Annotated in this window: 13 protein-coding genes; 6 read left to right on the top strand and 7 right to left on the bottom strand. The window is 69.0% G+C overall.

Annotation, left to right across the window (positions count from 1 at the left end):
- Positions 1-37: 37 nt before the first annotated feature.
- On the top strand, positions 38-1,342 hold the full coding sequence (locus ACIO3S_RS19395; protein WP_400467086.1) for an MFS transporter: 1,305 nt from the start codon (positions 38-40) through the stop codon (positions 1,340-1,342).
- A gap of 20 nt (positions 1,343-1,362) precedes the next feature.
- Here the strand turns inward: ACIO3S_RS19395 and ACIO3S_RS19400 are convergent, their stop codons facing one another.
- The 3 genes from ACIO3S_RS19400 to ACIO3S_RS19410 form a co-directional block, all read right to left on the bottom strand.
- Entirely contained in the window at positions 1,363-3,198 is a 1,836-nt protein-coding gene (locus ACIO3S_RS19400) for a hypothetical protein (protein WP_400467089.1), read from the bottom strand.
- Positions 3,199-3,311: 113 nt separating this feature from the next.
- The gene (locus ACIO3S_RS19405; protein ID WP_008360778.1) at positions 3,312-3,989 is read right to left on the bottom strand and encodes a response regulator transcription factor; all 678 of its coding nucleotides are present in this window, start codon (positions 3,987-3,989) and stop codon (positions 3,312-3,314) included.
- Positions 3,986-5,143: an ATP-binding protein gene (locus tag ACIO3S_RS19410; protein ID WP_160026818.1), complete on the bottom strand. Its 1,158-nt coding sequence runs from the start codon at positions 5,141-5,143 to the stop codon at positions 3,986-3,988. The genes ACIO3S_RS19405 and ACIO3S_RS19410 overlap by 4 nt, the downstream gene beginning before the upstream one ends.
- 120 nt (positions 5,144-5,263) lie before the next feature.
- Here ACIO3S_RS19410 and phoU point away from each other — a divergent pair, with 120 nt between their 5' ends.
- Positions 5,264-5,914 carry a phosphate signaling complex protein PhoU gene (gene phoU / locus ACIO3S_RS19415; RefSeq protein WP_400467093.1) on the top strand — a complete coding sequence of 217 codons (651 nt, stop codon included), beginning with the start codon at positions 5,264-5,266 and terminating at the stop codon, positions 5,912-5,914.
- Positions 5,915-5,995: 81 nt separating this feature from the next.
- On the opposite strand, the gene ACIO3S_RS19420 is transcribed toward phoU, so the two are convergent.
- Genes ACIO3S_RS19420 through ACIO3S_RS19430 form a run of 3 tightly spaced genes read right to left on the bottom strand, consistent with a single transcriptional unit; the run spans position 5,996 to position 8,437 of the window.
- Positions 5,996-6,736 carry a phosphoglyceromutase gene (locus tag ACIO3S_RS19420; protein WP_400467096.1) on the bottom strand — a complete coding sequence of 247 codons (741 nt, stop codon included), beginning with the start codon at positions 6,734-6,736 and terminating at the stop codon, positions 5,996-5,998.
- Positions 6,736-7,545 (bottom strand): hypothetical protein, encoded by an 810-nt coding sequence (locus ACIO3S_RS19425; protein ID WP_400467099.1) that lies wholly within the window; start codon positions 7,543-7,545, stop codon positions 6,736-6,738. Before ACIO3S_RS19425 ends, ACIO3S_RS19420 begins: the two co-directional genes overlap by 1 nt.
- A 43-nt stretch (positions 7,546-7,588) precedes the next feature.
- Positions 7,589-8,437: a UbiA family prenyltransferase gene (locus ACIO3S_RS19430; RefSeq protein WP_400467102.1), complete on the bottom strand. Its 849-nt coding sequence runs from the start codon at positions 8,435-8,437 to the stop codon at positions 7,589-7,591.
- Positions 8,438-8,672: 235 nt separating this feature from the next.
- Here ACIO3S_RS19430 and ACIO3S_RS19435 point away from each other — a divergent pair, with 235 nt between their 5' ends.
- Together ACIO3S_RS19435 and ACIO3S_RS19440 are read left to right on the top strand one after the other, a co-directional pair.
- The gene (locus ACIO3S_RS19435; RefSeq protein WP_008360791.1) at positions 8,673-9,158 is read left to right on the top strand and encodes a CarD family transcriptional regulator; all 486 of its coding nucleotides are present in this window, start codon (positions 8,673-8,675) and stop codon (positions 9,156-9,158) included.
- A 104-nt stretch (positions 9,159-9,262) separates the two neighbouring features.
- Positions 9,263-9,871, top strand: a complete 609-nt coding sequence (locus tag ACIO3S_RS19440; protein ID WP_400467105.1) for a hypothetical protein — start codon at positions 9,263-9,265, stop codon at positions 9,869-9,871.
- On the opposite strand, the gene ACIO3S_RS19445 is transcribed toward ACIO3S_RS19440, so the two are convergent.
- Entirely contained in the window at positions 9,864-10,565 is a 702-nt protein-coding gene (locus ACIO3S_RS19445; RefSeq protein ID WP_400467108.1) for a 2-C-methyl-D-erythritol 4-phosphate cytidylyltransferase, read from the bottom strand. The genes ACIO3S_RS19440 and ACIO3S_RS19445 overlap by 8 nt on opposite strands.
- A 168-nt stretch (positions 10,566-10,733) precedes the next feature.
- Between ACIO3S_RS19445 and nirD the strand changes: the two genes are divergently transcribed.
- Positions 10,734-11,096, top strand: coding sequence for a nitrite reductase small subunit NirD (gene nirD, locus ACIO3S_RS19450; RefSeq protein ID WP_350715866.1), 363 nt, complete (start codon positions 10,734-10,736; stop codon positions 11,094-11,096).
- A gap of 24 nt (positions 11,097-11,120) precedes the next feature.
- Positions 11,121-11,603 (top strand): 2-C-methyl-D-erythritol 2,4-cyclodiphosphate synthase, encoded by a 483-nt coding sequence (ispF, locus tag ACIO3S_RS19455; protein WP_400467111.1) that lies wholly within the window; start codon positions 11,121-11,123, stop codon positions 11,601-11,603.
- Positions 11,604-11,623 lie beyond the last annotated feature (20 nt).

The raw sequence follows: 11,623 nt of genomic DNA on the forward strand, positions 1-11,623 counted from the left end.
CTGTCTGGAGCGGTGCGAATCCGGAAGGATCACCGTCATGACCCAGACGACGACCCCGCCGCCTGCCGGCAGCGCAGCTGCGCGCCGTCCCCGTATCCACCCGGCCTGGTGGGTCGCCGCCGTCGCCTTCGTGACCATCGTCGGCGCCGCCGCCTTCACCGCAGCGCCGGGCCTCCTGGTCGGTCCGCTGCACGAGGAGTTCGGCTGGTCGCGGGGCACGATCGGAGTCGGGATCACGCTGCAGCTCGCGCTCTACGGCCTGACCGCGCCGTTCGCCGCCGCGCTGATGGACCGCTTCGGGATCCGTCCGGTGGTCGCCGTCGCGCTCACCATGATCACCCTCGGCTCACTCGGCACCGTCTGGATGAGCCAGTCGTGGCAGTTCGTCCTCGGCTGGGGCGTTCTCGTCGGCGGTGGCAGCGGCTGCATGGCGCTCGCCTTCGGCGCGACGATCACCACCCGCTGGTTCGACAAGCGGCAGGGCCTGGTCAGCGGTCTGCTGACCGCCGGTGGCGCCTCGGGACAGCTGATCTTCCTGCCGGTGCTGGCGGTGCTGATCGGGGAGCTCGGCTGGCGGGCCGCCTCGGTGACCATCGCCCTGGTCGCCGCCGCCGTGATCCCGTTCGTGCTGCTGCTGCTCCGCGACTACCCGGCCGATATCGGCCTGGCGCCCTACGGCGCCTCGAAGATCGTGCCGCGCCCCGCGCCCGCGACCGGCGCCGCGCTCCGGACCGTACGCGTGCTCGGGATGGCGATGCGTACCAAGGCCTTCTGGCTTCTCGCCGGTGCCTTCGCGATCTGCGGGATCACCACGAACGGGCTGATCAGGACCCACTTCGTGCCCGCTGCGCACGACCACGGGATGGCCACCGTCGCGGCCGCCTCGCTGCTCGCCGTGATCGGGATCTTCGACGTCGTCGGGACGATCTTCTCCGGCTGGCTCACCGACCGGTTCAACCCCGTGGTGCTGCTCGGCGTCTACTACTCGCTGCGCGGGATCTCGCTGATCTTCCTGCCGATGCTGCTCTCGTCCGAGGTGCACCTGCCGATGGTGTTCTTCATCGTCTTCTACGGCCTCGACTGGGTCGCCACCGTGCCGCCCACGCTCGCGTTGTGCCGCGAGATCTGGCCCGAGGACGCTCCAATCGTCTTCGGCTGGGTCCTCGCCTCCCACCAGGTCGGAGCCGGCCTGGTCGCCTGGGTCGGTGGCGTCGTACGCGATGTCACCGGGTCCTACGACCTGGTCTGGTACGCAGCCGGTGCCCTGTGCGCCGCCGCCGCACTGATGTCTCTGGTGATGCCGCGGAGCCCGGTGACGGAGAAGCAGATGACGCCAGCCTGACCCGGGGCCGCTGCAGAGGCCTACGGCGCGGGAGTGACCATCATGTCGTTGGAGGTGTAGAGCCGTCCGAGGTACGCATTGAGCCGCGTCACGGCTCCACTGCTGCTGCTCGGTAGGTGCACGACACCCTGGAAGGTCGCGCTGGTCTCTCCCGCGGGGATGATCACGCCGCTGGGTACCTGGAACGAGCTCGAGCCCGAGATGAGGCGAACCGGCGTGTCCACGGTGGCGACTCCCGTCAGTGTGACCGTGCCGGTGAAGGGTTCGTCGCTGGTGGCTCTGTCCGGCAGCGTGATGGTCGCCAGTCCGGGCTGCAGCGTGATCGGTACGTCGTAGGTGTGTGTTCCCGCGGTCACGTGGAGCGTGACCGGTGTGCTCTCGGTGACCTCGGCGGCGTCGAAGTAGAGGCTGGCGACGGTGTGGCCGGGTCGGAACGCGGTCGGCTCGAATGTGAGCAGTGACGAGTCCGAGGACATGGTGACCGGTACGCCGTCGGGACCGGCAGGGCGTTCGATATCGATCGAGACACCTGCCCGCCCGCCGCCGTAGAACGTCTGCCTGCTCAGCGAGACCGGGTCTCCGGGCCGGAAGCTCCGCTGGACCAGCACGCTCGCGGTTCGCTGCTGACTTCCGAAGGTGGCGGTGATGCGTACTTCGGTGTCCTCCGCAGGTGCGGTGATGGTCTGATCGATGTCTGCGCGGGTCGCGCCCTTGGCAACGGTCATGCTCGGCGGGAGCGCGATCAGGGGGTCGCTCGACTCGACCCGGACTACGGTGTCCGTGATCGCCGGGAATCCCAGGTCGACGTGGGCACGCACGGTGCGCGCTCCGTTTTCGTCGGCCCATGCATCCAGATTGGCCGATTCGAGCCCCGGGTGCGCCTCGACATCGAAGTGGTGCGCCCACGCTCCTGGTGCATACCCGACGCTCAGCTGTGCATGGATCAGGCTGCCCCCGGCCCTGGTGCCGTCGGCGACGTAGACCGGTACGCCGACGCTCGCTTTCCCGGCGAGGACGAGAACCCGGCTCGGCACCTTCACGTCCGGGTTGTTGGTGCCCAGGTAGACGTAGCGCGAGATGTCGAGCGCGCATGGCTGCTTGAGCGTGACCGTCGTCGGCCTCGTACCGGCATAGATCACGTTCGACGTCGCCCGTGAGGACGGCATGCACATCTCGGGGTTCGCGGTGGCTACGAAGGTATCCGAGACCCAGCGGGTCGACCCTGCCTTGCGAACCTTGACCGTTGCGACGAGCCGGCTGGTGCGGGCCGTCGCGGTGACCTGGAAGGTGACGCTCGGCCGGTCCCGCCCGATCCAGATGTCCCCGGCGTTGTGCGCGACCGTCCCTTTGGTCGTCGAGACGACCAGACGGATCGACTTGGTCGAGCGGCAGGCGAGCCGGGCAACCGCCTTGGTGGCATTCCCGCTGACCAGTGTCGTGGGGCTGACTGTCAAGCTGCTCAGCGGAGGACTCGCGCAGTAGGCGTACCGGCGGGTGAGCGCGGTGGACACTGTGCGACGGTTGTACGTCGCGCTGACCGAGCCGCGGGTGGTGATCGCGGTGAGTCTGGTCCTCACCGTGAAGGACCGGGTGCGATGCCCGCTCCTGACGTAGACCGAGGACGGTACGACGATTCCCGACGTCGCCTTCACGGCAACCAGCTTCCGGGTGCGGGGCGCACACGAGAGCGTCACGGTCGCGGTGGTGGACTGACCTGCCGTGACGGTGCTTCGCGCCACGGTGATCTTCGAGAGCTGCGGGCTGCTGCAGGCTGCCTCCGCAGGCGAAGCGGTGGTGCCCACCGGTAGCAGGACGGCGACCACGAGAGCGATCAGGAGCGGCAGGCGACGCAACACGACGTACTTTCCGTTCGGCGCCGCGGGCTGCGGGCAGGCAAAGGAATGCTAAGCAAAGCAAGCGGCCCGGGACATGGCCCGAAGGGGCTATGTCCCGGGCCGCTGCGTACGGCTCAGAGGTCGAGCTTGTAGCCCAGACCGCGGACCGTGACCAGGAACTTCGGCTCCGACGGGTCCGGCTCGAGCTTGGCGCGCAGGCGCTTGACGTGTACGTCGAGGGTCTTGGTGTCGCCGACGTAGTCGGAGCCCCAGACGCGGTCGATGAGCTGGCCGCGGGTGAGGACGCGGCCAGGGTTGCGCAGGAACATCTCCAGGAGCTCGAACTCCTTGAGCGGGAGGCGCTGCTCGTTGCCGTCCACGGTCACGACGTGGCGCTCCACGTCCATCCGGACGGGCCCGGCCTCGAGGGTGGCGGGGGCCGCGTCGGGCTCGGTGCCTCGGCGGAGGACGGCGCGGATCCGGGCGACCAGCTCGCGCGGGGAGTAGGGCTTGGTGACGTAGTCGTCGGCGCCGAGCTCGAGGCCGACGACCTTGTCGACCTCGTCGTCCTTGGCGGTCACCATGATGACCGGGACCGACGAGGTGGCCCGGATCTGCCGGCACACCTCGGTGCCGGAGAGGCCGGGAAGCATCAGATCGAGCAGCACGATGTCTGCCCCGTTGCGGTCGAACTCCTTCAGAGCGTCGGTGCCGTCCTCGGCGACGGCGACCTCGAAGCCCTCCTTGCGGAGCATGTAGGACAGTGCCTCGCTGTAGCTGGCTTCATCTTCGACGACGAGTACCCGGGTCACGGGCGTTCCTCCTTGCTTGTGCCGGACTTCCCGGCAGTTGGTAGGTGCTGGGGCAGGGTGAGGGTGAAGGTGGAACCCTGACCCTCCTGCGACCAGACCTTGACCTCGCCACCATGCGTAGCGGCGACGTGCTTGACGATCGACAGGCCGAGCCCGGTGCCGCCGGTGGAGCGGTGGCGAGCCGGGTCGACGCGGTAGAAGCGCTCGAAGATCCGGTCGATCTCCGTGGACGGGATCCCGATGCCCTGGTCGACCACGGAGATCTCGACGGAGCCGTCGGTCGCGCGGGTCGAGACGGTCACGGTCGAGCCGGGGTCGGAGTAGGCGACCGCGTTGGAGACCAGGTTGGTGACCGCGGTCGAGACCTGCTCGTCGTTGCCGAAGACGTGCAACCCGGCGGTGCCGGCGCTGACCACGTTGATGCCCTTGGCGTCGGCGTCGACCGTCGAGGCGTCGACGGCGGCCGCGATGACCTTGTCGACGTCGACCGCGATCGGTGCCTCCAGGGGCTCGTCGCCCTGGAGCCGGGAGAGCTCGATGATCTGCTGGACGAGCTCGGTCAGGCGCTCGGACTCGGTGATCATCCGGTGGGCGAAGCGGCGTACGGCCTCGGGGTCGTCGGAGGCCTCGGTGACCGCGTCGGCGAGCACTCGTATCGCGCCGACCGGCGTCTTGAGCTCGTGGCTGACGTTGGCGACGAAGTCGCGGCGTACGGCCTCGACGCGGCGCTCGCGGGTGCGGTCCTCGACCAGGGCGAGCGCCAGGCGCGTGCCGAGCGGAGCGACCCGGGCGGTGACGTGCCGTGAGGCCCCGTTGGCGCGCGAGATCACCAGCTCGGTCTCCCGGATCTGGCCGTCACGGCGCACACCGTGGACGAGCTCGGAGAGCTCGGGCGAGACCAGCGAGGTGCCGCGCACCAGACCCAGGGCGTACGCCGGGGCGCTGGCCTTGAGCACCGTGTCGTGCTCGTCGACGACGACCGCGCTGCTGCGCAGGACCGAGAGGACCGCGGCCACCTCGGAGGGAACCTTCGGGGGCTCGACCTCGGGGATCCGACGGCGGGAACGTTCGCTCATCGCCCACGCAAGCACCGCCGCTCCGGCGACGACAGCGCCGAGGAGCGCAGCAAGAAAGGCCTGCGTCGTCGAGTCCACACGATCAGGGTAAGCCCATCAAACACCCATTCTTCACCTCTGGACGTCTCCGCGCCGAACGTTCACCGTCGGTTCACTCGGGATGGAGATCAGTACATGTCGTGTGTCTAGGATCGGCCCATGCGCGCTGCTTTCCATGAGGACCTCGATGCCATCTTCACCGATCTCACCAGTGTCTGTGAGCTGGTGTCGGTGGCCGTACGCGACGCCACCACCGCTCTCCTCGAGGCCCGCAACGACCTCGCCGAGCAGGTGATCGACAAGGATGTCGAGATCGACGACGCCCGCGAGCGCATCGAGGAGAACGCCCTCGAGCTGCTCGGCCTCCAGTCGCCGGTCGCCGGCGACCTGCGCGTAGTCGTCGCCGCGCTGCGGATGATCTCCGACCTCGAGCGGATGGGTGACCTCTCCGTCCACGTCGCCAAGATCGCCAGGCTGCGTACGCCGAACAAGGCCGTCCCCGAGCTGGCCCAGCCGACCATCGGCAAGATGGCCGAGATCGCCCAGCAGATGGTCGAGCGCACCTGCGAGATCCTCCGCACCCGCGACGTTTCCGCAGCTCAGGACCTGGTCGCCGACGACGACGAGATGGACCAGCTGCGACGCAAGTCCTTCGCCGAGCTGCTGGGTCAGGACTGGACCCACGGCGTCGAGCCCGCCGTCGACGTGGCTCTCCTGGGCCGCTACTACGAGCGCATCGCCGACCACGCCGTCACGGTGGCCAACCGGGTCGTCTTCGTCGTCACCGGCGAGACCCCCACCGACTCCTGACCCGCCGAGTCGGCTCGTACTGACCGAAAATCCCGCCGAGTCGGCTCGTCAAGACGAGCCGACTCGGCGGGATCGTGGTTGTTACTGCTTGCCTTGGTTGGCGACGGCCTCGGCGGCGGCGGCCGCGGCCTCGGGGTCGAGGTAGGTGCCGCCGGTGACGACCGGCTTCAGCGACTCGTCGAGCTCGTAGACCAGCGGCTGGGCCGTGGGGATGTTGAGCTTGGCGATCTCGGTGTCGGAGATGTTGTCGAGGTGCTTGACCAGCGCGCGAAGGCTGTTGCCGTGGGCGGTGACCAGAACGGTCTTGCCGGCCTGGAGGTCGGGCACGATCGCCGACTCCCAGTAGGGGATCATCCGGGCGACGACGTCCTTGAGGCACTCGGTGGCGGGCACGTCGATGTCGGCGTAGCGCGGGTCACCGGCCTGGGAGTACTCGGAGTCGGCCTCGATCGGCGGCGGCGGTACGTCGTAGGAACGACGCCACAGCTGGAACTGCTCCTCGCCGAACTTCTTCAGCGTCTCGGACTTGTTCTTGCCCTGGAGCGCGCCGTAGTGGCGCTCGTTGAGACGCCAGTCGCGGCGCACCGGGATCCAGTGGCGCTCGGCGGTGTCGAGCGCGATGTTGGCGGTGTTGATCGCACGTCGCAGCAGGCTCGTGTGGACCAGGTCGGGAAGGATCCCGGCCTCGGCCAGCAGCTTGCCGCCGTTGACGGCCTCGGCCCGGCCCTTGTCGGTGAGGTCGACGTCGACCCAGCCGGTGGACAGGTTGAGCGCGTTCCACTCGCTCTCGCCGTGACGCAGAAGGACGAGCTTGTAGGTCATCAGTGAGCTTCCTCGGCACCGGGCAGAGCGGCCGGGGGGAACTCGCAGGAGTAGGGGTCCTCGGAGATGGTGCCCGCGGACTCGTCGTGCGCCTCGCCCTCGGTGGCGTGCTCGCCCTCGGTCTCGGTCTCGGTCGCGTGCTCGCTCTCGGCGGGCTCGTCGGCAGGCAGGGTCGACGCCTCCTCGGTGCCCTCGGCAGCGCCCTCGGCGGCAGCGTCCTCGGCGGCAGCGTCCTCGGACGCCTGGGCCTCGGCGTTCTTGCCCTTCTTCGCGGGCTTCGTGGTCTCGTCGACGGCTGCGACGACCTCGGCGTACGGACCACACTGGGTGACCACCGGGACGGAGATGGTCTTCTCCTCACCCTCGGAGAAGGTGAAGGTCATCGGGATGCTGTCGCCCGGCTTGAAGTCGCCGGTGACCGCGATGCCACCGATGGTCGGGTCGGCCAGGTTGATGATGCCGGACTTCGGAAGCTCGATCGGGGTGAACGACTCGGGCGTGACCGTCTCCTCGGCGTCGGCCGCCGTGGCGATCGAGGTGACCGTCGGCAGCGCCTTGCCGGCGACCGCCGGGTTGATCGCCGGGTCGAGCGAGAAGGTGCCGACCAAGACGCCGGAGCCTTCCTGCGCGGTCACGATGCGAGCGGCGTTGATCCGGATGGCACCGTCGAGCGTCGACCCGCCGTGGGTGATCTCGTTGGGCCGGTCCGTCGCGTAGTCGAAGCTGCTGCAGGCGGTGAGCGCCGGAAGCGCGAGAGCCACGAGTGCGCCCGTCACTGCGAGCCGCTTCTGCATAACCTTGGTCGTCACGCGCGACACTCTATCCGCCCGATCCCGCGATCTCGGAAAAGGGTCAGGCACGCAGTCCGACGGCGCTCGCGGCGTACAGCATCCCGGCGATCACCACGGCGATGTAGACGAGCGTGACGAGGAGGAGCTTGCCGGCCCCGAGCTTCAGTCCGGCCTTGAGCGGCAGGTACGTCCACTTGTCCTCGTTGTCGGCGACCAGGCCCCACAGCGCGGTCAGGAAGTGCACGCCGACACCGAGCGCCGCGGCGAGCGCGACCATCACCCAGTGCGGCGGTCCGCCCGAGGACTCACCGGCCCAGCCGGCGTACGAGAGGTATCCGGGGTAGCAGGCGAAGGCCGCCGCCCACAGGACCCAGGAGAAGAGGCCCTTGCGCAGCAGTACGTTGGCGAGCATCCCGAGCACCAGCGAGCCGAGGTAGAACAGGCCCGCGACGGTGCCCGAGGTGACCGAGAGCGGGATGACGAGCAGTACGCCGCAGCACAGCGCGAACCAGACGCTGCCCGATTCGAGACGGCCGTCCGAGATCGGCTTGCCCTCGCGCTCGTGACGACGGTCGACGGCCTGGTCGACGAGGTCGTTGTGCCAGCCGAGGACGGCCTGGCCGACGAGCACGGTGACCGCGATCAGCGTGACCTCGCGCGTCGTCAGCCCGGCGAGGACGGCCGCCACCGACAGGCCGATGGCGGTCAGCACCGCCTGGCGGGGGTGGGTGGAGCGGATGAGGAGGAACGGGGCCCAGTTGCCCACCTTGTCCATGACGCTTGCTCGGCCCGCCGGGGCATCAGGAACGGCCGACGCACTGGCTTGCGTCTCTTCCGGGTCCTGATCCTGGGCGTGCGACGACGACACGGTGAAGATGGTCTTGGGGGCGCTCTGCGATGCATTCGCCATGGCGGCAGTATCGGGCACTTGGCCGAGCCGCGCAGGACAACAGGCTGGCTACGGCGAGATTTCGGAGTCGTTTCGAAATCAGCCATGCTGCCACGTTCGACGGGCCTGCGCGCGCGGAACCACACAAGTTATCAATCTGTCAACCCCAGATTGAGCCCCTGACCTGCGCAAACACGGAATCCGAATTCTAAGATCCGTGGTAGACTTATAGCCCTAGGAAGGGGTACCTAAAAATATGACTTTCACCGTCGGCGAGACCGTCGTATACCCGAACCATGGCGCGGCCGTCATCGAAGACATCGAGATGCGCACCATCAAGGGCGAGGAGCGGCAGTATCTGGTCCTCCGCATCATCGCTCAGCAGGACCTCGTGGTGCGTGTTCCGGCCAACAACCTCGAGCTCGTCGGAGTTCGAGACGTCGTAGACAAGGACGGGCTTGATCGAGTCTTCGAGGTGCTTCGTGCGGAGCACGTCGAAGAGCCGACCAACTGGTCGCGTCGTTACAAGGCAAACCTGGAGAAGCTGCACAGCGGCGATGTCATGAAGGTCGCCGAGGTCGTGCGTGACCTGTGGCGTCGTGAGCGTGACCGTGGCCTCTCCGCCGGGGAGAAGCGCATGCTCGCCAAGGCACGCCAGATCCTCGTCTCGGAGCTCGCGCTGTGCGAGCACACCAACGAAGACAAGGCTGAAGTCCTCCTCGATGAGGTGCTGGCCAGCTGACGCTGGTTTCGGTCTGCGTTACAGGCTCCGGGGAAACCCGGGGCCTGTTTCGCGCTTTTGGGGGGCTCAGCGGAGGGCTCAGCAGGGCCGATACGGTGACTTCCATGGAGGACCCCTACGCCGACTACGACGAGATCGACGAGACTGCCGAGGTTCCGCCGGCCCTCGGGTTCGTCGCCGATGACGGTCGAGGCTCGCTGCCGTTCACGTTGATCCACGGTGAGGCGCTGGTCGCCGCGGCGACCTGGTCCCTCGGCGAGTCCGGCGTGACGCCCGTCGACTTCACCACCTCGTGGGAGGGGATGGTCGCGGCCGAGGAGCCGCTGGTCCTGCACGACTCGCTGTGCCCGATGACCCCGCCGGCCTTCATCGCTCACTGTGTCTCGACCGCGCTCGCGCGCGAGGCGGTCGTCGTCGGCGTACGCCCGGTGACGGACACGGTCAAGAACCTGGCCATCGAGGACGGGGTGCCGGTGCTCGGCGCGACCATCGACCGCACCTCGCTGGTCTCGGTCGCATCGCCGATCGTGCTGCCCCCGGCCGTCGTCGCGGCCTTGGACGACTGGCCTTCCGGCGACTTCGCCGAGATCGCGGGCTCGCTGGCCCGCCGGTTCCCGGTCGTCTCGGTCGAGGCGCCGCCGGTCGGCCGCCGCGTCGCCTCCGAGGATGACGTACGCCTGCTCGAAGCGCTGTCGGTGAGCGCAGTCAGCTGAGCAGCTTCCCGACCGCGCCCAGGTCGTCGGCGAAGGTGACCTTGAGGTTCAGCGACGAGCTGGGCACTGCGACGATGCGTACCCCGGAGGCGTAGCGCTCCAGGGTGGCGCCGGTGTCGGTGCCGTCGAAGCCGTCGGCCGCGGCCTGGGCATAGGCGGCCAGCAGGTCGGCCGCGCGGAACGCCTGCGGTGTCTGTACGCCGACGAGAGGACCTGCCACCGGCTGCAGGTCACGCGTCGAGAGGTGGCTGAGCGGGGCGGCGGGGATGGCGCCACCGTGCTTGCGGGCGACGCCGATGACCACGGAGAAGAGCTCGGGCGACACCAGCGGCCGGGCAGTGTCATGGATCGCGACCACGTCGATGCCGTCCTCGCCGGCTGCCTCGATGTCGGCCCGGAGCACCGCCAGCGCGGCCTGTTCGGATGCGTGCCGGGTCTCGCCGCCGGCGACCATCACGACCTCGCGGTCCCCGAGCAGGGGCTGGGCGACGGCCGCGACCGCCTCCTCGTCGCCGCTGCGTACGACCAGGACGAGACGGTGCACGTCGGGCACGGCCAGGGCGGTCCGGAGCGAGAGGCCGAGGGCTGAGGAGGCCGGATCGTCGGACCCGTCGAGCGGGAGCAGCACCTTGTTGGTGGCGGCTCCGACGCGGGTGCCGGATCCGGCGGCCAGGAGGACGAGAGCGGCAGGCACCCCTGGAGGCTATCCGTTCGGCGGCGAGGACGGCGTACGGGCTGGGCGCTGGTGTTTACGTACGCGTAACAGAGCGAAACAGGAGGTGTCCCTCACGCGTCCTACGGTTCAAATCCACCGAAGGGAGGACCCGAGAATGTCGACGAAGCGGCTCGGGCCGGCGACGTCATGAGTGCTCATGCCCAGCGGGACGACCAGGGTGACTGGCAGTCCGTCTGCCCGGTCGACGCGCTCGAGGTGAAGCGCGGCGCCACGGCACTGGTCCATGGGCAGGCCATCGCGATCTTCCGGATGCCCGACGATGTCGTCTACGCCCTGGGGAACCACGACCCGTTCGCCAAGGCGTCGGTGATCGCCAAGGGCATCGTCGGGGTGCGCGACGGGGTTCCGTTCGTGGCCTCGCCCGCTCACCGGCACGGGTTCGACCTGCGTACGGGACAGTGCCTGGACGACCCGCACGTGACCATCCCCGCCTACGAGGTCCGGGTTGTCGACGGGCTCATCCACGTCGGCCACCGAAAGGCTGCCTGAGCACTATCTGGGAGACTGCGGAGCGTGCAGCTTCCTCTGATCGGCATCGGGACCGACGTACACAGCCTTGCCGACGGTGTCCCGATGCATGTGGCCGGCCTCGCCTTCCCCGACGAGCCGCAGGGTCTCGCCGGTCACTCCGACGGGGACGTGGCCGCCCACGCCTGCTGCGACGCGCTCTTCTCCGCCGCGGGGCTCGGCGACCTGGGGTCCAACTTCGGCACCTCCGAGCCCGAGTGGGCAGGGGCAGCCGGGGTCGTCCTGCTGGCGGAGGCCGCGCGCCGGGTCCGCGAAGCCGGTTTCGAGATCGGCAATGTCGCGGTGCAGGTGATCGGCAACCGGCCCAAGATCGGTCCGCGGCGGGCCGAGGCCAACGAGGCGCTCTCCGCGGCGGCGGGCGCGCCGGTCGCCGTGACCGCCACGACCACCGACGGTCTCGGGCTCACCGGGCGCGGTGAGGGCGTCGCCGCGATCGCCTCGGCGCTCATCGTGCGTCGCGATAGGTAGGGAACCCGCGTACGTCCCTA

This window comes from Nocardioides sp. NPDC087217, assembly GCF_044744805.1.
GTDB lineage: Bacteria > Actinomycetota > Actinomycetes > Propionibacteriales > Nocardioidaceae > Nocardioides.

Bases quoted from the DNA above. Each gene is read 5' to 3' on its own strand.
- ACIO3S_RS19395 (WP_400467086.1), top strand. From the start codon at position 38: ATGACCCAGACGACGACCCCGCCGCCTGCCGGCAGCGCAGCTGCGCGC.
- phoU (WP_400467093.1), top strand. From the start codon at position 5,264: ATGCGCGCTGCTTTCCATGAGGACCTCGATGCCATCTTCACCGATCTC.
- ACIO3S_RS19420 (WP_400467096.1), bottom strand. From the start codon at position 6,736: ATGACCTACAAGCTCGTCCTTCTGCGTCACGGCGAGAGCGAGTGGAAC.
- ACIO3S_RS19430 (WP_400467102.1), bottom strand. From the start codon at position 8,437: ATGGCGAATGCATCGCAGAGCGCCCCCAAGACCATCTTCACCGTGTCG.
- ACIO3S_RS19435 (WP_008360791.1), top strand. From the start codon at position 8,673: ATGACTTTCACCGTCGGCGAGACCGTCGTATACCCGAACCATGGCGCG.
- ACIO3S_RS19440 (WP_400467105.1), top strand. From the start codon at position 9,263: ATGGAGGACCCCTACGCCGACTACGACGAGATCGACGAGACTGCCGAG.
- nirD (WP_350715866.1), top strand. From the start codon at position 10,734: ATGAGTGCTCATGCCCAGCGGGACGACCAGGGTGACTGGCAGTCCGTC.